Annotated in this window: 22 protein-coding genes; 10 read left to right on the top strand and 12 right to left on the bottom strand. The window is 63.7% G+C overall.

Going from position 1 to position 23172, the window contains the following annotated elements:
- Positions 1–7: 7 nt before the first annotated feature.
- Positions 8–1603 carry an ABC transporter substrate-binding protein gene (locus L879_RS0118610; protein ID WP_245265264.1) on the bottom strand — a complete coding sequence of 532 codons (1596 nt, stop codon included), beginning with the start codon at positions 1601–1603 and terminating at the stop codon, positions 8–10.
- Between the two features lie 112 nt (positions 1604–1715).
- Between L879_RS0118610 and L879_RS22340 the strand changes: the two genes are divergently transcribed.
- Together L879_RS22340 and L879_RS0118600 are read left to right on the top strand one after the other, a co-directional pair.
- Positions 1716–2669 carry a MurR/RpiR family transcriptional regulator gene (locus tag L879_RS22340; RefSeq protein WP_051435441.1) on the top strand — a complete coding sequence of 318 codons (954 nt, stop codon included), beginning with the start codon at positions 1716–1718 and terminating at the stop codon, positions 2667–2669.
- Positions 2666–3019, top strand: a complete 354-nt coding sequence (locus L879_RS0118600; protein ID WP_027317406.1) for a RidA family protein — start codon at positions 2666–2668, stop codon at positions 3017–3019. The genes L879_RS22340 and L879_RS0118600 overlap by 4 nt, the downstream gene beginning before the upstream one ends.
- Here the strand turns inward: L879_RS0118600 and L879_RS22335 are convergent.
- The 3 genes from L879_RS22335 to L879_RS0118585 form a co-directional block, all read right to left on the bottom strand.
- Positions 3003–3833 carry a glycosyltransferase family 2 protein gene (locus L879_RS22335; protein ID WP_051435440.1) on the bottom strand — a complete coding sequence of 277 codons (831 nt, stop codon included), beginning with the start codon at positions 3831–3833 and terminating at the stop codon, positions 3003–3005. The two genes, L879_RS0118600 and L879_RS22335, sit on opposite strands and share 17 nt — an antisense overlap.
- 61 nt (positions 3834–3894) lie before the next feature.
- Entirely contained in the window at positions 3895–4509 is a 615-nt protein-coding gene (gene gstA, locus L879_RS0118590; protein ID WP_027317405.1) for a glutathione transferase GstA, read from the bottom strand.
- Positions 4510–4646: 137 nt separating this feature from the next.
- Positions 4647–5456 carry an endonuclease/exonuclease/phosphatase family protein gene (locus tag L879_RS0118585; RefSeq protein ID WP_027317404.1) on the bottom strand — a complete coding sequence of 270 codons (810 nt, stop codon included), beginning with the start codon at positions 5454–5456 and terminating at the stop codon, positions 4647–4649.
- Positions 5457–5710: 254 nt separating this feature from the next.
- On the opposite strand from L879_RS0118585, the gene L879_RS0118580 reads away from it, so the two are divergent.
- Together L879_RS0118580 and cueR are read left to right on the top strand one after the other, a co-directional pair.
- A complete protein-coding gene (locus L879_RS0118580) occupies positions 5711–8239 on the top strand; it encodes a heavy metal translocating P-type ATPase (RefSeq protein ID WP_027317403.1) in 2529 nt (842 codons plus the stop codon).
- Positions 8236–8682 (top strand): Cu(I)-responsive transcriptional regulator, encoded by a 447-nt coding sequence (gene cueR, locus L879_RS0118575; RefSeq protein ID WP_027317402.1) that lies wholly within the window; start codon positions 8236–8238, stop codon positions 8680–8682. The genes L879_RS0118580 and cueR overlap by 4 nt, the downstream gene beginning before the upstream one ends.
- Positions 8683–8726: 44 nt before the next feature.
- Here cueR and L879_RS0118570 read toward each other — a convergent pair whose 3' ends face one another.
- Together L879_RS0118570 and L879_RS0118565 are read right to left on the bottom strand one after the other, a co-directional pair.
- Positions 8727–9149, bottom strand: coding sequence for a VOC family protein (locus L879_RS0118570; protein WP_027317401.1), 423 nt, complete (start codon positions 9147–9149; stop codon positions 8727–8729).
- Positions 9150–9330: 181 nt separating this feature from the next.
- On the bottom strand, positions 9331–9909 hold the full coding sequence (locus L879_RS0118565; protein ID WP_027317400.1) for a tyrosine phosphatase family protein: 579 nt from the start codon (positions 9907–9909) through the stop codon (positions 9331–9333).
- Positions 9910–10164: 255 nt separating this feature from the next.
- Between L879_RS0118565 and L879_RS0118560 the strand changes: the two genes are divergently transcribed.
- The 3 genes from L879_RS0118560 to L879_RS0118550 all read left to right on the top strand — a co-directional run bounded on the left by L879_RS0118560 (position 10165) and on the right by L879_RS0118550 (position 12295).
- Positions 10165–10896: a L,D-transpeptidase gene (locus L879_RS0118560; RefSeq protein WP_051435439.1), complete on the top strand. Its 732-nt coding sequence runs from the start codon at positions 10165–10167 to the stop codon at positions 10894–10896.
- A 147-nt stretch (positions 10897–11043) separates the two neighbouring features.
- A complete protein-coding gene (locus tag L879_RS22330; protein ID WP_035460173.1) occupies positions 11044–11427 on the top strand; it encodes a DUF1622 domain-containing protein in 384 nt (127 codons plus the stop codon).
- A gap of 175 nt (positions 11428–11602) precedes the next feature.
- Complete coding sequence (locus L879_RS0118550; protein ID WP_245265277.1) at positions 11603–12295, top strand: EAL domain-containing protein; 693 nt, start codon at positions 11603–11605, stop codon at positions 12293–12295.
- A gap of 61 nt (positions 12296–12356) precedes the next feature.
- Here the strand turns inward: L879_RS0118550 and L879_RS23810 are convergent, their stop codons facing one another.
- Positions 12357–12518 (bottom strand): hypothetical protein, encoded by a 162-nt coding sequence (locus tag L879_RS23810; RefSeq protein ID WP_154664268.1) that lies wholly within the window; start codon positions 12516–12518, stop codon positions 12357–12359.
- A 325-nt stretch (positions 12519–12843) separates the two neighbouring features.
- Between L879_RS23810 and L879_RS22325 the strand changes: the two genes are divergently transcribed.
- Positions 12844–13662 carry an alpha/beta fold hydrolase gene (locus L879_RS22325; protein ID WP_161634685.1) on the top strand — a complete coding sequence of 273 codons (819 nt, stop codon included), beginning with the start codon at positions 12844–12846 and terminating at the stop codon, positions 13660–13662.
- 3 nt (positions 13663–13665) lie between these two features.
- Here L879_RS22325 and tyrS read toward each other — a convergent pair whose 3' ends face one another.
- The 5 genes from tyrS to galE form a co-directional block, all read right to left on the bottom strand.
- Positions 13666–14919, bottom strand: a complete 1254-nt coding sequence (gene tyrS / locus L879_RS0118535) for a tyrosine--tRNA ligase (RefSeq protein WP_027317396.1) — start codon at positions 14917–14919, stop codon at positions 13666–13668.
- 201 nt (positions 14920–15120) lie between these two features.
- Positions 15121–16095 carry a phosphoribosylaminoimidazolesuccinocarboxamide synthase gene (locus L879_RS0118530; RefSeq protein ID WP_027317395.1) on the bottom strand — a complete coding sequence of 325 codons (975 nt, stop codon included), beginning with the start codon at positions 16093–16095 and terminating at the stop codon, positions 15121–15123.
- Positions 16096–16311: 216 nt separating this feature from the next.
- Positions 16312–17358 carry a LolA family protein gene (locus L879_RS23010; RefSeq protein ID WP_051435437.1) on the bottom strand — a complete coding sequence of 349 codons (1047 nt, stop codon included), beginning with the start codon at positions 17356–17358 and terminating at the stop codon, positions 16312–16314.
- 136 nt (positions 17359–17494) lie between these two features.
- Positions 17495–18037, bottom strand: coding sequence for a DoxX family protein (locus L879_RS22315; RefSeq protein ID WP_051435436.1), 543 nt, complete (start codon positions 18035–18037; stop codon positions 17495–17497).
- A 110-nt stretch (positions 18038–18147) separates the two neighbouring features.
- Positions 18148–19140 carry a UDP-glucose 4-epimerase GalE gene (gene galE, locus L879_RS0118515; protein WP_027317394.1) on the bottom strand — a complete coding sequence of 331 codons (993 nt, stop codon included), beginning with the start codon at positions 19138–19140 and terminating at the stop codon, positions 18148–18150.
- A gap of 119 nt (positions 19141–19259) precedes the next feature.
- On the opposite strand from galE, the gene L879_RS0118510 reads away from it, so the two are divergent.
- Both L879_RS0118510 and L879_RS23005 read left to right on the top strand, forming a co-directional pair.
- Entirely contained in the window at positions 19260–19583 is a 324-nt protein-coding gene (locus L879_RS0118510; protein ID WP_027317393.1) for a hypothetical protein, read from the top strand.
- A gap of 436 nt (positions 19584–20019) precedes the next feature.
- Positions 20020–23070 carry a right-handed parallel beta-helix repeat-containing protein gene (locus tag L879_RS23005; RefSeq protein WP_027317392.1) on the top strand — a complete coding sequence of 1017 codons (3051 nt, stop codon included), beginning with the start codon at positions 20020–20022 and terminating at the stop codon, positions 23068–23070.
- Positions 23071–23172 lie beyond the last annotated feature (102 nt).

Raw genomic sequence — 23172 nt, 5'->3', positions numbered from 1 at the left:
TCAGGCTTTACTTCGCGGGCTTCACCTGCATGGCCATCGTGAACTGGTCAGCGCGGCCGGTGTAGGTGAGGTTCGACTTGTAAGCCCAGACGGTGCTTTCGAAATGCAGCGGAATGAACGCGCCGCCTTCGAGAGCCTTGATACCGGCCTTCTGGAGCAGCTCGGACCGCTTGGCATCGTCGAGAGTCGTGATGGCCGTGCGGATCAGCGTGTCGAATTCAGGGTCGGCATAGCCGCCATAGTTCGATCCGCCGATGGTCTTCGCCTCGTCCGGAGTCGCGGGCCACTGCCTCAGGAAGGACGAAGCCTCACCGCTGGAGCCCCAGCCGCCGATCGCCACGCTGAACTCCTTCTTGGCACGGCGCGGGAAGTAGATGGCGTGCGCCATGGCGTCCACCTCGGCGCGGATGCCGACCTGGGTCAGGTACTGCGCGACGGCCTGCGTGATCTGGCTGTCGTTGATGTAGCGGTCGTTGGTCGTCGACAGCGTGACCTGGAAGCCGTTCGGATATCCGGCCTCGGCCAGAAGCTTCTTCGCCTCGGCGGGGTTGTATTCGAGCTTCGGCGGGTTCGGCAGAGCTCCGAACATGCCGGCGGGCAGGAACTGATAGGCAGGCTCCGCCGCGCCGTCCATGATGCGCTTGACGATGGCGTCGCGGTCGATGGCCAGCGACATCGCCTTGCGGACGCGCGGATCCTTCAGCGGGTTCTTGCCGTTATCGGCCTTCACGAAGGGGCTCGGCTCGCGACCTACGTCGAGCTGGAAGTAGATAACGCGCGTCGAGGGCGTGATCACGTAGCTGAAGCGCTTGTCGTCCTTGAGGCGGCTGACGTCGCGGGCAGCAGGGTTCTCGATCACGTCGTAATCGCCCGCGAGCAGACCCGCCAGACGCGGACCGGCATTCGGAACGGGCACGAAGGTCACGCTGGCCCACGGCTCGGCGGTGCCCCAGTGCTTGTCGTTGCGCTCGAGCTCGATGCTCGTGCCCTTCGTGTAGCTCTTGAACTTGTACGGACCCGTGCCGACGGCGAGCTTGCCGTCATTGAAGTCGCCGACGACCGGCCACTTGCCCGTGACGCCGCAGTTGTTCGCGGGATCGAAGGTCACCTTGTCGTGGGGGACGATGGACGCGCTCAGGATCCCGATGCCGGAAAGGAAGTTCGGCAGCAGCGGATCCGGCGCCTTCGTGGTGATGACGACGGTGTGCGGATCGGGCGCCTCGACAGCGGTGAAGTTGCCCGTGATGTCGGCGAAGGAGCCTGCGATCGCCGTCTCGTTCTTCAACGTGCGGCAGATCGTGAACACCACGTCCTCGGCCGTGAAGGGCTTGCCGTTCGAGAACGTGACGCCCTGCCGGAGCTTGAAGGTCCAGCGGTTCTTGCCGTCGTTCTCCCAGGACGTCGCGAGCGAAGGCAGGACCTTCTGCTTCTCGTCCTGCTTGGTCAGGCCGTCGAAGATATGCGCCGCGAGGGCATTGTTCGGCGACAGAGCGTGGTAATGGGGGTCGATGGCCGTCGGCTCGGAGCTGAGCGCGATCTTGAGGGACTGAGCCCATGCAGGAGCGCTGAGCAGGCAGGTGCCGGCGACGAGGGTAAATAGCATTCTTTTACGCATTGAATTTCTCTCCGTTCCCTTGTTACTCTTCTTTGACAGCTTTATTTTCTCGCTTTAGAGAACATGAAAATATTTTGACGTCAACCAGCACGGAGAGCCGATGTCACAGGCCCTGAAGCCGACGACGGACCTCGCGAACCGGATCGCCCTCGTCTATCCCTCGCTCAGCGGCGCGCACCGCAGGGCGGCGGATTTCGTGCTTCAGAATCCTCTCGATACGGCAACGATGACGATCGAGGGACTTGCCGACCGCAGCCGCACCTCGACGGCGACGGTCACGCGCTTCGTGCGCGCCCTCGGCTATTCCGGCTACGGAGAATTCCGCGGCGCGCTCTCGGCGGCCCTGAAGGTCGCCATGGCGCCTGTCGACAGCCTCGCGGACGCCCGTGCAACGGAGAGCACCGCCGTCTCGACCCTGATCACGGCGCTCAAGGACCAGGCCGCCAATCTTCAGGAGACGATCACGGCCATCGACGAGAATGTCTGCACGCGGGCCATCGAAGCTCTCCTGAAGGCCCACCGCATCTTCATCGTCGGCTCCGGCGCGAGCCATCACGTGGCGGGCTATCTCGAGGAGGGCCTCGCGCTTTATCTCGATGCCAATGTGATCTTCGCGTCTTCCGGCGGAGGGCCGGAGCATGCGCTCCGGCACATCATGTCGGTGGGCCCGGACGATCTCGTGCTCGCCATCTCCGTCCCGCGTTATTCGCGCGGCACCGTGGACCTCGCCAATCTCGCCAAGAAGCGCAACGCAATGGTGCTCGCGCTCACCGATTCGCCTTCCTCGCCCCTTGTGCCCATCGCGGACATGACCCTGTTCGCTCCGGCCCGCAACAGGCTGCTGCCGAATTCCCCCCTCCGCGACCTTCGCCCTTGCCGACGCCATCATCACGGCCGTCGCGCGCGAAAGACCCGATGCGGTCGAGGCCCTGAAGGAGCTCAGCGAAAATCTCCTTTGGACGTTCTATCCGTGATGACGAAAACCGGATCCGCTTTTCCGCACGATGCGCTAGGAGACGAACGAACGCATCGTATGAGCGGAATGCAATCATGACGGACATTGAGCGGATCGGCGTCGCTGCACGCTACAGCGACCTCGTCATCGCCGGCGATATGGCCTATTTCTCGGGCTATGTGCCCGAGACGTCCCTGGGCCTCTCGGTCACGGAGCAGACGCGGGACGTGCTCGCGCAGATCGAGCAGTCGCTGGCCGACATCGGCAGCGACAAGTCAAAGCTCCTTCACGCGACGATCTGGCTGGCCGATATGGCGTCCTACGACGAGATGAATGCCGTCTGGGACGCATGGGTCCTGCCGGGACAGGCCCCCGCGCGGGCCTGCGTCGAATCCAGGCTCGCCGATCCCGAGTACAAGCTCGAAATCCAGGTTATCGCCGCTCTTTGACGCGATCCGGAGACAGGACGGGGCTCTGCGCCCCGGCATTGGTCTTGGTCAGGGCGTTCAGGCGCTTGCGCTCGTAGTGCTTGGCAAGCCGCAGATGACGCCAGGTGGCGTAATTCATGGCGATCAGGAAGCCATAGGTCCCGCGCAGGAAATGCAGGCGGCCGAAATAGGCCTTCAGGAAGGCGGCGGGAAACTCGAAGTAAACCCGCCAGGTGGGGATCGAGACCCCCCTCACCTCCAGGTCGACGGCCTGCTGGTCGGCATAGCTGTTCAGCTTGGCGAGCTGGTCGCCCAGCGAGCGCACGGAACGGTGGTGCACGAGCCCCTTGAGCTTGCCGACCCTGGTGCCCGGCTTCAGATCGACCCGGTCGTGAACGAGGGAGGAGGAGTAGCGCCCGGCATCCCTGCGGTAGAGGCGGACCGGCGCGATTCTGTAGGCCAGAGGATGCGGAGCGGCCTCTCCCGGATAGGTCTCGGCGATGCGGATGCCATAGGCCTGGCAGGGCGGCTCCCCCTTGGCGAAGAGCGCCCGGATCTCGGCCAGCAGATCCGGCGAGACCTCCTCGTCCGCATCGAGGTTGAGGAGCCATTCGTGGCGGCACTGATCCTCGGCGAAACGCTTCTGGGGACCGTAGCCCGGCCAGGGATTGTAGATCACCCAGGCGCCGAGCTCCTCGGCGACCGCCTGGGTTCCGTCCGTCGAACCCGAATCCACGACCACCAGATCGTCCGTCAGGCCGCGAATGGCGCGGATGGTCGCGCCGATCCGATCAGCCTCGTTCTTGGCAATGATGAAGACGGAAACAGGAAGCATGGCAACGGGTGCCTAGCCGCCTTGCTTGCCTCTGGCAAGGGCTTTGACGCCTCAGCCGGGCTCAGACGGGGGCCAGCAGGCCCTCGGCCTCCAGCGCCTGCTTCACCCTGGGGCGCGCCGCCACGCGGGCCATGTAGTCCGTGACGGCGGGATGGTCCGACAGGTCGATCCTGTGAAAGCGGGCCCAGCTCAGCACGGTGAAGCAATACGCATCCGCCACCGTGAAGTGCTGACCTGCGAGATAGGGCCGGTCCCTCAGGCACTGGTCGAGATAGCTGAACCGGCGCTGCAGATGGAGCACGGCGAGCTGCCGCGCCTTTGGCGGCATGGGAGCGCTCCAGAGGGGATCGAACCCCTTGTGAAGCTCCGCGCCGGTGAAATCGAGCCATTCCTTGGCCCTGTAGCGCTCCAGAGAGCCGAGCCTGGGAAGCAGCCTGCTGTTTGGGACCTGATCGGCCAGGTATTCGAGAATGACCGGAACTTCGGTCAGGATGTCGCCGCTGCGCAGAGCCAGGGCCGGAACATAGCCCTTGGGATTGATCCTGACGAAATCGCGCCCGGAAGCCGTGGTCTGGGTTTTCAGGTCGACCTTGTCGTACTCGATCTCCAGGCCGGCCTCGCAGGCAATGATACGGGGCGCAAGGGAACAAACTCCGGGAGTGTAGTACAGCCGCATAGCGCTCCCTCGACTGGCCGTCCGGACTTCCGGCACCATTATCTTACAATGTAACATAATAGTATTTGTACGGGCCTAGATGGCGGTTTCAAGGCGCCTACAACTATTTGATATAGAGTTTCCATTGAGGCCAGAAATCAGAGAAGCTCGCCTTCCCGCGCATGCCCCTCGATGCTCGCCTTCGCCCGTTTGCGGACGCGCAGCTCAGCCAGGAGCGGGAAATGGTCCGAAGCGATTCTCGTGAGCCGGTTCCTCACGGGCCCGGCATCAAGAACCTCGATGGATTTCGTCACGAAGACGTGGTCGAGGCGCAGGACGGGGGCCCGCGTATGAAAGGTGGGCTGAGGCTCGCCATGGGAGTTCGAGAGCTGAGCATCCCTCAACCGGTTCGCGAGCATCCGGTAGGAGCGCGAATAAGGTGGGGCATTGAAATCGCCCAGCAGCACGGCGGGATCGGCGCAATCCGGATGCCCCATCCAGTCCGGCCCGACGAGAGCGGCCGCCTGCGTCCGCCTCTCGCCCGAACGGAGAGAGAGATGCGCATTGACGACCTGAATCGTCTGGCCATCGACCTCGACCGCGACCCAGAGAGCGCTGCGCTTCTCGAAGGAAGGTTTGGCCGATTGCGTCGGCAGCCGCTCGGAGCGGATCAGGCGCGAAGAGTGCCGGCTAAGGACGGCGATGCCGTACTGCTCCCCCAGAATGCGGATCGTCGGCTGGAAATGAAGATCCATGCCGAGGGTCGAGGCAACGGCCGCCGCCTGATCGATCTCGCCCGCCCTCACGCGGCCGACACGCACTTCCTGCAACGCCACCACGTCCGGATCGCAGGATGCGATCACCTCTGCGATCCGGCCCGGCGAAATCTGCCGATCCGTGCCGAGCCAGCGGTGGACGTTATAGGTCAGGATGCGAAGGGAGCGTCCTTGTTTCTCGCTGTGCTTCAAGGGTCGATACCGGCTCAATTCGTTCGTTACAGGTAAAAACAGCGCATCCATCAGCACAAGCGGATAGTCGCGACAGCGCGGCCTATTGGGCAAACGTGTCGGATCAATGACACAGGTTCCGGCTCGGTTCCAACGCATTCCGCCTCCGGACAGCCGGATCGCGACCTGTTCCCGAAGGGTTCGGAAAGCCGCTTGACCTTCCCATGATTGGAAGGATTACACACGTCTCCTATATAAGGTTCAGGAGATCTATCATGGACACCGGCAAGCTTACCCGTTCCGACATGATCGACATTCCCATCGAGGGAATGAGCTGCGCCTCCTGCGTGGGGCGCGTCGAGAAGGCGATCCGCTCCGTTGAGGGCGTCACGACCGCCAACGTCAACCTCGCCACCGAGCGGGCGCATGTGGAATTCGCCCCCGCGTCCGCGAATCCCGTGGCGATCGCCGAGGCCATCCGGGCTGCGGGCTACGAGCCGTCCGAGAGCGCGATCGAGTTGAAGATCGAAGGGATGACCTGCGCCTCCTGCGTGAACCGGGTCGAGAAGGCGCTCAAGCGCGTCCCCGGGGTGCTGGACGCCTCGGTCAACCTCGCCACCGAGCGGGCCTCGGTCCGTTATCTGGGCGGACCCGGCATGGAAGGGCGCTTGATCGAAGCCGTCGATCAAACGGGCTACGGGGCCAAGGCTATCCGCCAGGACGGCGACCAGGCCGACCGGGAACGCGCCGCCCGGGAGGCGGAGATCGCGGGCCTTCAGCGCTCGCTCCTGATCGCCGCCCTTCTCACCCTTCCCGTATTCGTCCTTGAAATGGGCTCCCATTTCATTCCGGCGGTTCACGACTGGGTCATGGGAACCCTCGGCCACAGGACGAGCTGGTACCTGCAATTCGCGCTCACCACCCTCGTGCTGTTCGGGCCGGGCCTGCGCTTCTTCCGGCACGGCGTTCCCGCCCTGGTCCGCCGGTCGCCGGACATGAACTCCCTCGTCGCGCTGGGCACGAGCGCCGCCTATGCCTATTCGGTGGTCGCCACCTTCCTGCCCGGCGTCCTGCCCGCAGGAACGGAGAACGTCTATTTCGAGGCGGCCGCCGTCATCGTGACCCTGATCCTGCTCGGCCGCTACCTCGAAGCCAAGGCAAAGGGGCGCACATCGGAGGCCATCAAGCGGCTGATAGGCCTTCAGGCCAAGACCGCCCGCGTGCTGCGGAACGGCGAGGCGCTGGAAATCCCCCTCGATCAGGTTCTCGCCGGCGATATCGTCCAGGTCCGTCCCGGCGAGAAGATACCGGTCGACGGCGAGGTGGTCGAAGGCTCCTCCTTCGTGGACGAGTCCATGATCACCGGCGAGCCGGTGCCGGTGCAGAAGGCCCAGGGGTGCGAGGTCGTGGGCGGCACCATCAACAAGACCGGCAGCTTCAGCTTCCGCGCGACCCGCATCGGCGCCGACACGGTGCTGGCCCAGATCATCCGCATGGTCGAGCAGGCCCAGGGCTCGAAACTGCCGATCCAGGCCCTGGTCGACAAGGTGACGGCCTGGTTCGTGCCGGCCGTGATGGCGGCGGCGGCCCTCACCTTCCTGGTCTGGCTCGTCTTCGGGCCCGAACCGGCGCTGACCTTCGCGCTCGTTAATGCGGTGGCCGTACTGATCATCGCCTGCCCCTGCGCCATGGGCCTTGCCACCCCGACCTCGATCATGGTCGGCACGGGCCGGGCGGCGGAGCTCGGCGTTCTCTTCCGCCAGGGCGAAGCCTTGCAGAGCCTGAAGGAGATCGGCGTCGTCGCCCTCGACAAGACGGGCACGCTGACCCAGGGCCGCCCGGACCTGACGGATTTCGTGACGGCATCCGGCTTCGACGACGAAGAGACCCTGCGCCTCGTCGCCTCCGTGGAAGGCCGTTCCGAACATCCGATCGCACAGGCCATCGTCGCAGCCGCCGAGCGGCGGGGCCTTGCCCTGCCCTCCACCGACGGTTTCGAGGCCGTGCCGGGCTTCGGCGTCTCGGCCACGGTCGAGGGACGACGGGTCGATGTGGGCGCCGACCGCTTCATGACGAAGCTCGGTCTCTCCATCGCCGGGTTCTCCGAAACGGCCGCACGCCTCGGCACGGAGGGCAAGAGCCCGCTCTACGCGGCCATCGACGGTAGGCTTGCCGCCATCATCGCCGTCGCGGACCCGGTCAAGCCTTCGACGCCCGAAGCCATCGCCGCCCTGCACGCCCTTGGGCTGAGGGTCGCGATGATCACCGGCGACAACCGGAAGACGGCCGAGGCGATTGCGCGCCAGATCGGCATCGACGAGGTGGTGGCCGAGGTCCTGCCCGACGGCAAGGTCACAGTGGTGAAGCGCCTGCGCGAGGAGCACGGCAGGATCGCCTTCGTCGGCGACGGCATCAACGATGCGCCCGCTCTGGCGGAGGCCGATATCGGCATCGCCATCGGCACCGGAACGGACATCGCCATCGAGAGCGCGGACGTGGTGCTCATGTCCGGCGACGTGCGCGGCGTGGTGAACGCCATAGCCCTGTCCAAGGCGACGATCCGCAACATCCGCCAGAACCTGTTCTGGGCCTTCGCCTACAACGTGCTGCTGATCCCGGTCGCCGCGGGCGTGCTGTATCCGGTCGACGGCACCTTGCTCTCGCCCATCGTCGCGGCGGGCGCCATGGCGCTCTCCAGCGTCTTCGTCCTCGGCAATGCCTTGAGGCTTCGCCGCTTCAAAGCTCCCGTCGCATCGGTGCAACCCGCCTCCCCTGCCGCTCGAACCGTCGAAGGTGCCGCATGAACATCGGACAAGCAGCCGCCGCCTCTGGCGTCTCCTCCAAGATGATCCGCTATTACGAATCCATCGGCCTGATCCCCAAGACCGTACGGACGGAATCCGGCTACCGGGTCTATTCGGATCACGACGTGCATACCTTGCGCTTCGTCCGCCGCGCGCGGGACCTGGGATTTTCGGTCGAGCAGATCGCCGATCTCGTCTCGCTCTGGCAGGATCGCGAGCGGGCCAGCAAGGACGTGAAGGCGATTGCGCTCGAACATGTTGGTCTGCTCGAGCGCAAGATCCGGGAACTGCAGGAGATGGCCTCGACCTTGAAACATCTCGCGGACCATTGCTGCGGGGATTCACGCCCCCATTGTCCGATCCTGGAGGAACTCGCAAGCCACGATCCCCTGCCCGTTCACGCCAAGGCGGATGCAAGGTTCGGCGCTCTGGGGAAGGCGTGAACGATCTCGCGTCCGCCGCCGGGAAGCGGCGGACGCGAAGTCTCTTACAAGCCGAACGTCACATGCCCCTCGGCACTGATCGACCAGGCGGGATTCCAGGCGATCTCCCACGCATGATCGTCGGGATCGGCGACATAGCCGCGGAAGCCTCCGTGAGGCGGTGCGTCGGCCGGTCTCAAGATGCGGCCTCCGAAGCGCGAAAGCAGGTCCATCACCGCCTGCACGTCTTCCCGTAAAGCGACATTATGCGCGAGGGAATAAGCGCCCCGTGCGGCCAGGTTCTCGCGCTGCATGTCTTCGGCGAGAGCCTGGTGCAGCCATGTGCCGAGCACAAATCCGTTCATTTGGTAGAAGATGATTTCTTCGTTCTCGAAGACAGGCTTCCAGCCGAAGCCTTCGGCATAGAAGCGCCGCGAGCGCGCGAGGTCTCTCACGCCTAGAGTGATGACGGAAATCTGATGTTGCATATGTCATGTCCCTGAGTTGCCTGGAGCACGATGCGCCAGGCTTCACGTCATGGGACTTGGTGCATGGGCACCAGCCAGAGCCTCCCGCAGGAAACGACCGGGCTAACCAAACCGGTCCGCCTTTTTCGACAGGGGCAGAATATCCTCAGCACCTCGACGGTCAAGACAATCGGCGTCGTCTTCAGGCCGCCATCTCCACCTCGCGGCTTCGGCCGAGATCGTGCATGAGCTGCTCGTATCGCGGAATGCGCTGAAGCTGGCGGCGGTAATGTCGGCGCAGCGCATCCGTGAGCCGCCCCTTGCGTGACAGAATATCGTCCGCGAATGCGATCATGCGAGAATTCGGCCAGGCCTGAGGCCGGATCTCAGCAAGCCGCTCGAACAGGCTGTCCTCGCTCTCCTCAGGATGGGTCTGCGCCATCAGCGTCAGCATCGCGGCGGTCGAGCGCGAGACGCCCATGTGGCAATGGACGAGCAGGTGCCCTTGCATCTGCGCCTCGCGGCTGCGCGCCACGTCCTCGCCGAAGCGCAGGACGGCCTCCACATGCTCCGGCTCGGGCAGGATCATGCCCGGTATCGGCTGGATGATGTCGTGAAAGCGCAGAATCGTGCGGTGGTGAGGGTCGTAAGCGCCGAAGGCCTCCGGATCGGGATGGTCCGGATCGAGAATGGACAGGACATGGGTGACGGACCGCTCCCGCTGGTCCGGCAATTCAGAGATGCCGCAGATCGTGAGCATCTGTATGGAGGGGGACTGCATCGACAACACTCGTTCGAGGGCGCAAGGGGAGGAAAAACCTGATCGAATCTCTCGAAGAGATTAACGCCTCAGGGCCGGATTGGATCGGCATGATCAACAGACTGTGTCTTGCAAACCACAGCAGCCCTCTGCCACATTTTGGCCATGCAAGATCCACCTTGTCGTCACGACCGGGACTATGTCTCTTCGAGACTACTATCACCGGCCTGACGGCTGGTGGACAAGCAAAAACGAGAAACTGCAGGTTCCCCACTGATGTTTGCTGCGCAGGCCCCGAGCCCATCCTTGTTGCATAAAGCCGTCCGCCTCTTCGCGTTGCTTCTTCCCGTGGCGCTGGCGGCGTGCGTGACCACTCAACCCCCGCCGCAACAGGCCGCGCGCCGCATCGACCCCGCCTATGCCGCCATGTACGGGCCGCGCCCGGACGAGGCGCATCCGCTCCCGGCTACCGATATCTCCGAAGTCGATCCGCGTTTCCTGCGCCGCGAAGTCGCCTATTACGGCCGCGAGGAGCCCGGCACTATCGTGGTCGATACGGCTTCGCGCTATCTCTATCTCGTCCGCGAAGGCGGCCGGGCGATCCGCTACGGCATCGGCGTCGGCAAGGAAGGACTTGCCTGGAGCGGCCGCGCCCGGGTGGGCCGCAAGGCGGAGTGGCCCCGCTGGACGCCGACCGCCGCCATGATCAAACGCGAGCCGGAGCGCAACGCCAAGTGGGCCGGCGGCATGGCAGGAGGCCTGGACAATCCTCTCGGCCCGCGCGCCCTTTACCTCTACGACGGCGGTCGTGATACCATGTACCGTATCCACGGCACGTCGGAGCCCTGGTCCATCGGACAATCCGTCTCGAGCGGCTGCATCCGCCTGTTCAATCAGGACATTATCGACCTCTATAACCGCGTTCCGGTCGGCTCGCCCGTGGTCGTGCTGCAGGGCCAGCGCCTCTTCGACGTGGAGGACGACACGCGGGTGTCCGCCGCCTACTGATCCGCCGGATCGCCGGCATAACGGAAGGGCTGGCCGCTGGCCGGCCCTTTTTCTTTCATATCCTTCCGGCCTTCCCGTTTCGTGCCCTGGAGTCTTCGGGCGCCTGTCCTATGAATCAGTGTTCATGGTGCAAGCACAGGAGCTTCCATGGACGATTGGTTCCCGTCGGCGTTGAAGCTGGTAACGCGCGCCATCGAGGTCGGCGGGATCGCCGTCATCGTCCTCGGACTCATGGGATCGACGATCGCCGTGCTCTGGCAGGTGCTCCGGGGACGGCCCGGATCCGACGCCTTCAATCTCTATCGCTCGAACCTGGGGCGCGCCATCCTGCTCGGGCTGGAGTTTCTGGTCGCCGCCGACATCATCAATACGGTCGCCATCGAGCCGACCCTTCAGAGCCTTTTCATCCTCGGCGGCATCATCCTGATCCGAACCTTCCTGAGCTTCTCCTTGGAGGTCGAGATCGAAGGACGATGGCCCTGGGACAGGCACAAGGCGGACGATGAGCGCTCCCCACGCCGCACGGCCTGACGCCGCAATGCAGGTCTCGCGAATCTTTCCCTTTGGTCACATTAGGGCAATCGCAAGACATAATGCTCATACTGGCCTGCCAATTCTTCATAACTACATGGAAGCGCCTGTGAGAGAGACGACGTCAGGATGTCAGGGATGCCGGGACAGCGCACCGCTCCCGTTCGACTTCACGATGGCCTTCCACCCGATCATCGATCTCACGCGAGGGGTCGTCTGGGGCTACGAGGCGCTCGTGCGCGGCACCAGGGGCGAGTCAGCGGGGGACATCCTGCGCCAGGTGGATGAGGAGCGGCAGTACAAGTTCGACCAGGCCTGCCGGGTGAAGGCCATCGAACTGGCAGGCCGCCTCTTTCCGGCAAGCGAGGATACCAGGCTCTCCATCAACTTCATGCCAAACGCCGTTTATGAGCCGGCTGCCTGCATCAGGACATCCCTCGAAACAGCACGCCGCGTCGGCTTCGACATGAAACGGATCATGTTCGAGTTCACCGAGAACGAGCGCGTGGCGGACACGAAGCACGTCGCCAGGATCATCAGGGAATACAGGCGCCTCGGCTTCATCACGGCCATCGACGATTTCGGCGCAGGCCATGCAGGGCTGAACCTTCTCGCCAACTTCCAGACCGACCTTATCAAGATCGACATGGAGCTCATCCGCGGCATTGCCGGATCCGCAGCCCGTCAGGCCATCCTTGCCGGCATCCTGGTGATCGCCCGCTCGCTCGACATCACGATCATCGCAGAAGGCGTCGAGACGGAGGCGGAGCTTGCGACCTTGAAAAGCGCCGGCATCAACCTGTTCCAGGGTTTCCTGTTCGCCCGTCCCGCGATCGAGACTCTGCCGACGGTTTCCTTCGCCGCCTGAGCGCAGCCATTAACGAACTGGTGAGAGGCGCAGAAATCATCCGTCTCTCACCGGCCGTGCCTCAATCGCCCACCTGCACCAGAACATGACGCTTCTTGCCGGCAGTCAGCTTCAAGGCTCCCTCGGTAAGATCGGCGGCGGTGACATGGCAATCCGCATCCTGCACGACCTCCCCGTTGAGCCTCGCGCCATTCAGCATGGGCGCGGAAGGCAGGCTTCGCATAGAGTGAAACGGCGAGGGACGTGTTCCTTCGCCGAGGGATTGACGGCAAAACCTGCACAGATTAGGAACACGATCCGGCCCGCCTGCCGTCGCCACTCTTCCAGTGTCCGCCGGCTTTATTCCTGCCCTTCATGCTGCTTCACCCGCAGGGTTGACGCAGAGCCTCTCGCTCGTCTCCGGAGCGAAAAGCTTACGGGCAGATCTTCATCGACATCCGCAGCTGTTTTCCGCCATTCTTTAAAGACCGACGCGCGGCTGCTACCGATATCGAATATCCGTCATGTCAGACCTTCAATCAGGACTTTTCCTGAACAAGATCCCTTATGTGAAAACAGGTTCAGGCGCGAACCCCATCGTCGTGATCAACGGTGGGCAGGCTTTCGTCAGGCGTCCGACGATGGCGCGCGCGCATCGAGATGCCAAGCGCATCGCCCGTCTCGTGCCGCGCGACCGTGCCGTCTACATCCTGGGCTACGAGCCCTCGCCTCCTCCCGGCTACAGCATTGCCGGCATCGTGGAAGACATATCGCGGATCCTGCGCGATGAGATCGGCCCGGCAACCGTAATGGGCATCTCCTTCGGGGGTTTTGTCGCTGCAAGGCTTGCAGCGGAGCATCCCGAAACCGTCAAGACACTGATCCTGTTGGTGAGCGCGCACCGCTTCTCGCCCGAAGGACGACGCCGCATCGACCGCCAGATCGAATATGCATGGCAAGGGGACTTCGAGAGATTCCTGAACGAATTCGGCCTCGTCTTCCGTCGCCCCTGGCTCAACTGGCTTCTGCGCCTCCGATTCCGGAAGGAGCGCCACCGGCTGCACGAGACGATGAACGATCCCGCGACGATCATTCGCGGCTTGAACGCCGTTGCCGGAGAGAACTTCGGCAGCGACCCCTCATGGCTCGCCCGCATCCTGGCGCCGACGCTCATCGTCGGCGGCACGAGGGATCCGTTCTTCGATATCGATGCGATGCAAGAGACGGCACGCGCCATTCCTTCCGCACAGCTCAAGCTGTTCGAGAACGAAACCCACATGCTGCCGGTCGAGCGGTCCGGCAGCGTCGCAAGAACGATAAGGTCCTTTCTCGACGCCCGCTCGCCGGAGCTGAACGGCGGCCTGCCTCAGGCCGCCGCTCCTCCGTAAGCGTCAATCGCTCACATGGACCAGAACATGGCGCTTCCTGCCCGCGGTCAGCTTCAAGGAGCCATCGGTGAGATCGGCGGCGGTGACATGGCAATCCGCATCCTGCACGACCTCCCCGTTGAGCCTCGCGCCGCTGTTGAGGACCAGACGGCGCACCTCGCTCCTGGAGGCTGAAAGGCCTGCGAGAACGAAAAGCTGCGCGACGCTCACGCCGGCGTCGAGCTCCGAGCGGGGCAACGCCACGCTGGGAAGTCCCTTGGCGTTCTCGCCTCCCTCGAAAGCACGGCGGGCCGTGTCGGCGGCCTCGCGCGCGGCCTCGTCGCCATGGGCGAGCCGCGTCGCCTCGGTCGCCAGGATCTGCTTCGCCTCGTTGATCTCGGCGCCCTTCAGCTGGCTCAGCCGCTGCACCTCGTCGAGCGGCAGTTCGGTGAAGAGACGCAGGAACCGCCCCACATCGTCGTCCTCGGTGTTGCGCCAGAACTGCCAGAACTCGTAAGGACCGAGGCGCTCCGCATTGAGCCAGACGGCTCCGCCCGCGGTCTTGCCCATCTTCGCCCCGGCGGAGGTGGTCAGGAGCGGCGTCGTCAATCCGAAGAGCTGGCGCTGATCGATGCGTCGGGCAAGCTCGATTCCGTTGACGATGTTGCCCCATTGATCCGAGCCGCCCATCTGCAGCACGCATCCGTGCCGGCGCGAGAGTTCCAGGAAGTCGAAAGCCTGGAGAACCATGTAGTTGAACTCGAGCAGGGTGAGAGGCTGCTCGCGCTCCAGGCGCTGTCGTACGCTGTCGAAGCTCAGCATCCGGTTGATCGTGAAATGCGAGCCGAACTCGCGCAGGAAAGGCAGGTAGCGCAGCGGGTCGAGCCATTCGGAATTGTCCACCATCACCGCATCCGTCGGCCCGTCGCCGAAGGTCAGGTAGCGCGAGAAGACCTGCTTGAGCCCCGCGGCATTCCTGGCGATCTGCTCGCCGTCCAGCAGGGGCCTGCTCGCATCGCGGAAGCTCGGATCGCCGATCTGCGTGGTGCCGCCGCCGATGAGCACGACGGGCTTGTGGCCGCATTTCTGGAGCCAACGCAGGGCCATGATCTGCACGAGACTGCCCACGTGGAGACTGTCCGCTGTGGCGTCGAAACCAATGTAGGCCGCAACCGGCCCGGCCGAGAGCCTCTCGTCGAGGGCCGCCGGATCGGTGCATTGGTGAAGGAACCCGCGCGCAGCGAGCGTCTTGAGAAATTCGGATCGTGGGGTGTTCATTGTCTGTCTCCTGGGCTTTGCCGCTGCCCGGAGACCTGATCACCCTAATGAAGATGCCGCCGGAGAGCGGCGGCATCGAACGTCTGGTCGCAACCGAACGGAGCCGCCCTATAGGGACGGCGTATAATAGTTCGTGAAGTTGGTGCGACCGGTGATCATGGTGTGCAAGATACGGATGCGCGCCCGGATCGTCAACCGGCCTCAGAAATAGGCCTTCAGATTCCTGCGAACCCGCTCAAGCACCGGCACGCCCGGATCGGGCAAGGCGAAAGCCTGGCCCGTGATGCGCTCGAAGGCGTCGATATAGATGCGCGAGGTCTCGAGCACCACGTCCTGCGGGATCTCGGGGATCGGATCCTTGTAGGGATCGCAGCGGGCGACGACCCAGGTGCGGACGAAGTCCTTATCGAAGCTCTCGGGCCGCTCCCCCGCCTCGAAGCGCTGCCGGTAGCTCTCCAGGAACCAGTACCGGCTGCTGTCCGGCGTGTGGATCTCGTCGGCGATCATGATCTTTCCGCTCTCGTCGATACCGAATTCGTATTTCGTGTCGACGAGGATGAGTCCGCGCTCGCGGGCCATCTCCCTGCCCTTGGCGAAAAGCGCCAGGGCGTAATCGGAAACCGTCTGCCATTGCGCGGCGCTGAGAAGGCCGCGCGCGACGATCTCCTGCGCGGTGAGCGGCTCGTCGTGGCCGCCGTCGAAGGCCTTGGTCGTCGGCGTGATGACGGTCTGCGGCAGCTTCTCGTTGTCGCGCATGCCGTCGGGCAGGCGCATGCCGTACATCTCCCGCTGTCCCGCCTTGTAGAGGGAGAGGATCGAGGTGCCCGTCGTCCCTGCGAGATAGTCGCGCACAACGATCTCGACCGGAAGAATGGTGAGCTTCCGGCCCACCAGAACGTTCGGATCGGGATACTCGATCACGTGGTTGGGGCAGATATCCGCCGTCGCCTCGAACCAGAACTTCGCCGTCTGCGTCAGCACCTGGCCCTTGAGCGGGATGGCCGCGAGATTGCGGTCAAAGGCGCTCAGGCGGTCGGAGGCGATGATGATGCGGCGTCCGTCCGGCAGGTCGTAATTGTCGCGCACCTTGCCGCGGTAATGGTTCGGCAGCTCGGGGATGGTCGCATCCTCGAGGACGTAACCGGCATAGGCTTCAAGGGCTGCTTTATCGACCATGCTCACCTGCCAAGGGCTTCCGGTTGCGGACCGCACCGGCGACCGGACGTGCTTCAGACCGGAATCGCGGGCTCGCTAAGCCCTCGAGCCGCTTTCACGGATGTGAAATCGGCTCTCGTCTTTGCCATGCCGCATTTTTGAACGGCGAACCGGACCACTTCGCCGAAAATGCTCTAGAGCATAAAAGCCCGCGCTGTCCACCCGAACAGACTTGCTTTACTGCCCGGCCTTCACATCCCGGCGATATGTCACGTTCAGTCCCGAGAGGGAGACGGTGGTCTCGTAGCCCTGGGCATCGACGATGGTCCATTGCCGCAGGGCATTGGCTCGGCTGTCGAAGCGCAGGGTGATCTTCGAGGTGCCGCCGAGGGTCGCGCTGTCGTCGAAGCGGACGGTCACGATCCCGTCGCGGCCCACCTGGACGTCGCGGACCTTGGTGTCCCGCGACAGGTCGATATCGTCCTGCACGAGGAACTTCAGGGGCGTCTGGCCGACCGGATAGACATCGTTGGTGCCGAGCTTCTTGTCGCGGATCGCCACGTTACGGCCGTCGGAGACCACTTCGAGCGTGCTCGGCGGAGCATAGGCGAAGTGGAACTGGCCCGGGCGGCGCATGGAGAGCGTGCCCTCCATCTGTTGGCCGTTGGGGCTCTTCTGCGTGAAATAGGCCGACAGCTGATCGATGCTGTTGAAATAGCCGTTCACCCGATCGAGGGCCTCCTCGGGGGATTTCGGGCCGGGCGGCGATGTCGGCGTGGGCGCTGTCGAGGGGGCCGCCACCGATGTCGGAGCCGGCGCGGACGGAGCAGGCGTGGCCCGGGCAGGCTTCGGCGGCTCGGCGGTCTTGGCCGGAGCGGGTGCGGCAGGCTTCGGTGGCTCGGCCGCCTGGACGGGCGGGGCCACGGGCTTTTGAGGCTCCGGCGCCGCGGGGCGGGCTTCCACCTTTTCGGGAGCGGCTTTGGGCGGCTGCGGCTTCGGCCGGGGCTGGGCCTCACGTTGCGATGCCGGAGCCTGCGGCTTCTGGGCCGCGGGTCTGGGCTGGGTTTGAGGCTGGGCCTTGGGCGGGACAGGCCGCGCGGCGGCAGGCGGAGCAGGCTCGGCCTGAGGCTCGGCCTGGGGCGCGCTCACAGGGGGAGCCTCAGGCTTCTTGAAGATGCCGTCAAGAAACCGGGTCAGCGGGTCGGAGGGCTGTGCGGCGGCCGGAGATGCGAAGGCAAGGGCAACGGCAAGACCGAGAATGCAACGCGAGGACGAATGAAGCATGACGCCAAGGTTAAGCTGGAAAGACACGAAGGACCGTGAGGAAAAGCACAGTCGATCAAGGCCTTATCGCCGCGATTAGAGGCTGAATGAAGGCGGGACCTTGGCGGCGAAAGCGAGTCGTGTCCAGGGGCGCGCTTCAGGCAGCATCCGCGAGGTCGTCCTCCTCCACAGCCTGGCGGACGGGCGCAGGCCTGGGCTTAGGGGTGCGGGGGCGGGATGGCTGCCGCTTCCTGCCCTTGGCGGGCTTTGCCTGGCCGTTCAAACCTCTCCACCAGGCCTGCCAGCTCCATGCACCCGGACCCATGAGGGCATAGAAGAGCAGTCCGGCGAGAACGCCGAGATGGGACAGGAACACGGCCTGCTCGGCCTGCCGGGTCAGACCGCCATACTCCCAGAAGCGATGCAGGGTTCCGGTCGCCACCACCAGCGCGACTATCAGGGCGGAAGCGCTCAGGCGCGGCGCAAGGCCGAGGATCAGGGCCAGGGGGCCGAACACCTCCGCCACGACGATCAGGGTCGCCACCACATCCCCGTAGGGAACGCCCTTCAGGGTCAACGCGGCCGCAAAGCCCGAGATATTCGTGACCCGGCCCAGGGCGGCCGGCAGAAAGCAGCCCGCCAGCAGCAGCCGGTTCAGCAGCAGAATCCCGTTGACCCCCGCTCCCCTCGCCTCACCCATGCCTCTGCCCTCCACGGTCGCGGCGGGACGGAATCGTCCCAGCGCCTGGAGGAGCATTTGAGGCAGAGGTTCTTAACCTGTTCTTAGCGGGCGGCGGCAATCCACCGATCTCAGAGTTTCAGGTTGCGCTCCCGCATCATGGTTTCCCAGCGCAGGCTGTGCTCGACGATGGTGGCGAGGTCGTCCAGCCGAGGCTCCCACCCGAGCCGGGAGCGGATGAGGGTCGAATCCGCCACGATGGTCACCGGGTCGCCCGCCCGGCGGGGCGCCACGCGCGCCTCCACGGGCTTGCCGGAAACCCGCCGCACCGTATCGATGACCTCGGACACGGAATAGCCGTGCCCGTAGCCGCAATTCATGACGAGGCTCTGGCCTCCCTGGTCGAGGTGGTTCAGGGCGAGCATATGCGCCGCGATCAGATCGGACACATGGATGTAATCGCGAATGCAGGTGCCGTCCGGAGTCGGGTAATCAGTGCCGAAGACCTCCATGTGGGACCGCATCCCGAGCGCCGTCTGGATCGCCACCTTGATCAGGTGGGTGGCATTGGCCGTCGACTGGCCATGACGCATGGCCGGATCCGCTCCCGCCACGTTGAAATATCGCAGGGCCACGTAGCGCATGTCGTGGGCTGCGGCCACATCGCGCAGCATCACCTCGGTCAGCTGCTTGGAGCTGCCGTAGGGAGACAGGGGCTCGAGGGGCGCACTCTCCCCGATCGGCTTGTCGGACGCGTTGCCATAGACGGCGGCCGTCGAGGAGAAGACGAATTTCTTGACCCCCGCCGCGACCGCCGCGGCCATGAGGGACCGGCTTTTCACGGTGTTGTTGAGGTAATAGCCCAAAGGATCGGCGACGGATTCCGGCACCACGAGCTTGGCGGCGAAATGGGCGATGGCGTCGATCTTGTGGGATTGCAGGGTCCGCAGCACCAGTTCGTAATCGCCCACATCGCCGACCACGAGCGGCACGCCCTCCGGCACCGACCAGCGGAAGCCCGTCGACAGGTTGTCGAACACGATGGGCCGATGGCCTGCATCGAGCAGGGCCAGAACCATGTGTCCGCCGATATAGCCAGCTCCACCGGTCACGAGAACGTTCATGAAATCTCCTGAAAACCCGCTCAACTTTCTCTCATGCTGGCTCTATTGGCTCTGGATTTCGAGATCAAGCCAGCCTCCATAGATGCTAGGATAGCCTTCGAGACTTGGAAGGGTGCCAAATGGACGATCGCAAGGAATATTGGTGGGTTCTCCACGAGGCCACGATTCAGCCGGCGGAGGTCGGCTTCGTCGGCGGGATCCCCGTGAGCTACCGGTTCATCGGAGCTGCAGGCAGTATTCCCGCCGCCTCGGCCGAGTTGATCGAGCGCCTGCCCTCTCCCCCCAAGCCCGTGCTGTCATCTCACCATGCAGAACCTTCGCCACAACCTTCTCCCGGCGCTGCGCCCCGGGAACGGCGCGGTTCCTGGATGTGGTTCTTCGGCATCATCCTGCTGATTCTCATCACCCAATATTCCGGGCGGCTTTTCGATCTCATCAAGTGAAGGCCGCCCGCAGGCAAAGCGTGACCATACATAACTGTGCTCGATAGGAAAGGCTTCAATCCCTTTGAGGTAGAGACTATACTTCAACAGCATTAGCCATAAACATTCAATCGAAGTCATTAACTCGAAATTGCACGGCCTTTATAAAATAGATCCGTTTCGATCCTTCGCAAAAAGCCTATTTAATTTTGAGCAGACCGGCATCTACCGCAAAGGAAAACGACCCTATGCTCATCACCTCCTCCGAGACGGATACCAACTCCGTCTCGATGCCCCGAGTGGGTAGCCTGCCTTCGAGGCAATTCTGAAGAAGCCGCCCGGCGGCGACATACACCGGCAACAGACATCTCACTCCCACATCGGAGAGCGCTCCGGTGACGGCGACGCTCGCGCTCGAACCGCCTCGGCAGATCTTCGCGGCATAAGGATATGAGGAATGACGACCATTGTTCTCGAGAACCCTTCGGCCAGCGCTGCGGACAACGTCGCGAGGATCAAGGCCGCCGTCGCGCAAGCCTATCAGGCGTATATGGCGGACCCGAACAAAGCGCAGGTGACGGTCCAGCTCGGCGCGGGAACCTGGGTGGTGACGGGCGACAAGAACAATGCATCTGCGGGCGCGATCGAGTTGCCGTCCGGCATCCATCTGACAGGCTCCGGCGCGCATGACACGGTCATCAAGCTCGAAGACAACTTCAACGGCCGGATCAACGGCCTCGTGCGAACGGCGCTGGATACGGTCGAGAACGTCACCGTCTCCAATCTCGTCCTCGACGGCAACCGCGCCAACAATATCGGCCATCAGGCCGGGTTCATCTGCGGCATCAAGGAGGACGGCACCAACCGGACCCAGACGAACATCACGATCGACGGCGTCGAGGCGAAAAACTTCACGGCATACGGGATCAACCCGCATGAAGTGACCTACAACATGATCGTGAGGAACTCGGTCGCGCACAATAACGGGCTCGACGGATTCGTGGCGGATGCCGTCCGCGGCGGTCTTTACGAGAACAACGTCTCCTACGACAACGACCGTCACGGCTTCAACATTCAGAACGCCACGCAGAACCTCATCCTGCTGAACAACGAAGCCTATGACAACGGCTTCCGTTACATGGCCAACGGAGAATTGTCAGGCGGCGCAGGCATCACGATCCAGCGCGGCGACATTGCGCCCGATGGCTCGACGACCATTCCGTGGGTCTCCGGAATCCAGATCATCGGCGGCTCCTATTACAACAACGGCAAGGAAGGCGTTCTCGTCAAGCTCTCAGAATACGTTCTCGTTTCCGACGTCGATGTGTACGGCAATCAGCGCCAAGGCATCCGGATCGAAGGGTCCGCCTTCACGACGATCCAGGACAGCCGCATCTACAACAACTCGCAGGAGGCCGACAATCTCTACGACGAGATCAACATCCGCCTGCGCTTTGATCCCGTGACGGGGCTGACCTATTACGCGACGGACACGGTGATCACCGATAGTTTCATCTATTCGGACGGCTTCATCAACGCCCGCTGGGGCATCCGCGAGGAACCCACAAACGATGACGGGGGCCCGACGCGAACCGTCGTCTTCAGCAACACCATCTATGGGACGGACACGGGCTTCATCTCCATTCCCGGGCTATTGAACCCCGTGATGGGAACCAACGGCGACGACAGGCTGGGAGGCTTGAGCGACCCGATCAAGGGAACCGCCGGGGCAGACGAAATGAGAGGCTTCGACGGCAACGACACCTACACCGTGAACCATACGGGCGATGTGGTGATCGAACAGGCCGGCCAGGGCGCCGACCATGTATTCTCATCCGTCAAGTTCACCCTCGGGGCGAATATCGAGAACCTGACTCTGACCGGGACGGCCAATCTCAACGGCACGGGCAACGATCTGAACAACGCCATCACCGGCAATTCCGGCTCCAATACCCTCAAGGGCGGCGCGGGCGAGGACACGCTCGACGGCGCGGGAGGCAATGACAGCCTGGATGGCGGCGACGGCAACGATACCTATTACGTGGATTCCGCGGGCGATATCGTCGTCGAGAAGCTGAACGGCGGCGCCGGCGGTATCGACACCGTTTTCAGCTCGGTCAGCTATGTCCTGCCGTCCCAGGTCGAGAACCTGACCCTGCTCGGCTCGGCTCATCTCAACGCCGCCGGCAACGCGTCGGCCAATGTCCTGACGGGCAATTCCGGCAACAACATCCTGGACGGCCAGGGCGGCGCGGACCTCATGACGGGCGGCGCGGGCAACGACACGTATTACGTGAACCATACCGGCGACGTGGTCGTCGAAGGCAGCGGCGGCGGGAACGACACGGTCTACAGCTCCATCGCCTACACGCTCAGCCAGTTTGTCGAGAACCTTGTTCTGCAGGGTGTGGCCGTTGTCGGCGCGGGCAACGACCTCAACAACGTCATCATCGGCAATGGCGTGGGCAACAAGCTCTTCGGCTATGGCGGCAACGATACGTTGACCGGCGGCCTCGGCAACGACACGCTGGACGGCGGCGCGGACACGGATACCGCCGTGTTCTCGGGCAAGCGGGCCGATTACACGATCAGCGGAAGCCTCGACAGCCGAACCGTCGCCCATGGCTCGCAGGGCACCGACACCCTGCTGAATGTCGAGATCCTGCAATTCTCGGATGGACGCCTCGTCGGCGATGTCTGGGAGCCGATCCCGGTCAATCAGGTCGATCAGATCGTAACCCGCACGGGCACGTCGCGCTCGGAGACGCTCACCGGCAGCGACAGCATTAACGTCACCAAGGGAATGGGCGGGAACGACGTGATCACCGGCCGCGGCGGCAACGACTCTCTCTATGGCGGCGACGGCAACGACAAGGTGTATGGCGACACCGGAAACGACCGGGTCTACGGCGACAACGGCAACGACTGGGTCTATGGAGGATCCGGTGACGACCGGGTCTATGGCGGATCCGGACATGACCGGCTCTATGGCCAGGGCGAAAACGACATCCTGTCGGGCGGATCGGGCAACGACAGCATCGATGGCGGCGCCGGCAGCGACCGCGTCTACGGCGATTCAGGACAGGACCGGATCTATGGCGGATTAGGAGACGACCGGATTCACGGCGGCGCCGGCAACGACATACTGTACGGAAATTCGGGGCGGGACATCTTCGTGTTCGATACGAGGCTCGGCAATGCCCGCACGGATCGCAGCGTGAATTTCGACACGGTCAGGGATTTCAACCCGAAATACGACAGTTTCTGGCTCGACAACGCGATCTTCAAGAAGCTGGGCAAAGGAAGCGCATCCAGTCCCGTTCAGCTCAACAAGGAATTCTTCACGGTCGGCAGCAAGGCGCGCGAGAAGGACGATTACCTGATCTATGACAAGAAGACGGGCATTCTCTCTTACGATGCCGACGGGTCGGGAAGCGGCCAGGCGGTCGAGTTCGCCAAGCTGTCGAAGGGCCTTACCCTCACCTACAAGGATTTCTTCGTCGTCTGACGAAAGAACCCGAAGCGTCCTGCGTTCTCGCGGGCGCTTCGCGGCAGCCGGGGCGACGAGAAGCTGAGAAACGGGTTGCGCACCGGCTCCGTCCGGCTGCGC

Source organism: Microvirga flocculans ATCC BAA-817 (assembly GCF_000518665.1).
Classification (GTDB): Bacteria; Pseudomonadota; Alphaproteobacteria; order Rhizobiales; family Beijerinckiaceae; genus Microvirga; species Microvirga flocculans.
Note: the sequence above shows the minus strand (reverse complement) of the source record. Positions and strands in the feature narration are given on the sequence as shown.

What these genes read in the sequence shown, in the direction of transcription:
- L879_RS22340 (WP_051435441.1), top strand. Translation starts at nt 1,716, where the DNA reads ATGTCACAGGCCCTGAAGCCGACGACGGACCTCGCGAACCGGATCGCC.
- L879_RS22315 (WP_051435436.1), bottom strand. Translation starts at nt 18,037, where the DNA reads ATGGGTGAGGCGAGGGGAGCGGGGGTCAACGGGATTCTGCTGCTGAAC.
- L879_RS0118560 (WP_051435439.1), top strand. Translation starts at nt 10,165, where the DNA reads ATGTTTGCTGCGCAGGCCCCGAGCCCATCCTTGTTGCATAAAGCCGTC.
- L879_RS23005 (WP_027317392.1), top strand. Translation starts at nt 20,020, where the DNA reads ATGACGACCATTGTTCTCGAGAACCCTTCGGCCAGCGCTGCGGACAAC.
- L879_RS0118600 (WP_027317406.1), top strand. Translation starts at nt 2,666, where the DNA reads ATGACGGACATTGAGCGGATCGGCGTCGCTGCACGCTACAGCGACCTC.
- L879_RS23810 (WP_154664268.1), bottom strand. Translation starts at nt 12,518, where the DNA reads ATGCGAAGCCTGCCTTCCGCGCCCATGCTGAATGGCGCGAGGCTCAAC.
- galE (WP_027317394.1), bottom strand. Translation starts at nt 19,140, where the DNA reads ATGAACGTTCTCGTGACCGGTGGAGCTGGCTATATCGGCGGACACATG.
- cueR (WP_027317402.1), top strand. Translation starts at nt 8,236, where the DNA reads ATGAACATCGGACAAGCAGCCGCCGCCTCTGGCGTCTCCTCCAAGATG.
- L879_RS0118550 (WP_245265277.1), top strand. Translation starts at nt 11,603, where the DNA reads ATGGCCTTCCACCCGATCATCGATCTCACGCGAGGGGTCGTCTGGGGC.
- L879_RS22330 (WP_035460173.1), top strand. Translation starts at nt 11,044, where the DNA reads ATGGACGATTGGTTCCCGTCGGCGTTGAAGCTGGTAACGCGCGCCATC.
- L879_RS0118580 (WP_027317403.1), top strand. Translation starts at nt 5,711, where the DNA reads ATGGACACCGGCAAGCTTACCCGTTCCGACATGATCGACATTCCCATC.
- L879_RS0118510 (WP_027317393.1), top strand. Translation starts at nt 19,260, where the DNA reads ATGGACGATCGCAAGGAATATTGGTGGGTTCTCCACGAGGCCACGATT.
- L879_RS0118565 (WP_027317400.1), bottom strand. Translation starts at nt 9,909, where the DNA reads ATGCAGTCCCCCTCCATACAGATGCTCACGATCTGCGGCATCTCTGAA.
- tyrS (WP_027317396.1), bottom strand. Translation starts at nt 14,919, where the DNA reads ATGAACACCCCACGATCCGAATTTCTCAAGACGCTCGCTGCGCGCGGG.
- L879_RS22335 (WP_051435440.1), bottom strand. Translation starts at nt 3,833, where the DNA reads ATGCTTCCTGTTTCCGTCTTCATCATTGCCAAGAACGAGGCTGATCGG.
- gstA (WP_027317405.1), bottom strand. Translation starts at nt 4,509, where the DNA reads ATGCGGCTGTACTACACTCCCGGAGTTTGTTCCCTTGCGCCCCGTATC.
- L879_RS0118610 (WP_245265264.1), bottom strand. Translation starts at nt 1,603, where the DNA reads ATGCTATTTACCCTCGTCGCCGGCACCTGCCTGCTCAGCGCTCCTGCA.
- L879_RS0118530 (WP_027317395.1), bottom strand. Translation starts at nt 16,095, where the DNA reads ATGGTCGATAAAGCAGCCCTTGAAGCCTATGCCGGTTACGTCCTCGAG.
- L879_RS23010 (WP_051435437.1), bottom strand. Translation starts at nt 17,358, where the DNA reads ATGCTTCATTCGTCCTCGCGTTGCATTCTCGGTCTTGCCGTTGCCCTT.
- L879_RS0118570 (WP_027317401.1), bottom strand. Translation starts at nt 9,149, where the DNA reads ATGCAACATCAGATTTCCGTCATCACTCTAGGCGTGAGAGACCTCGCG.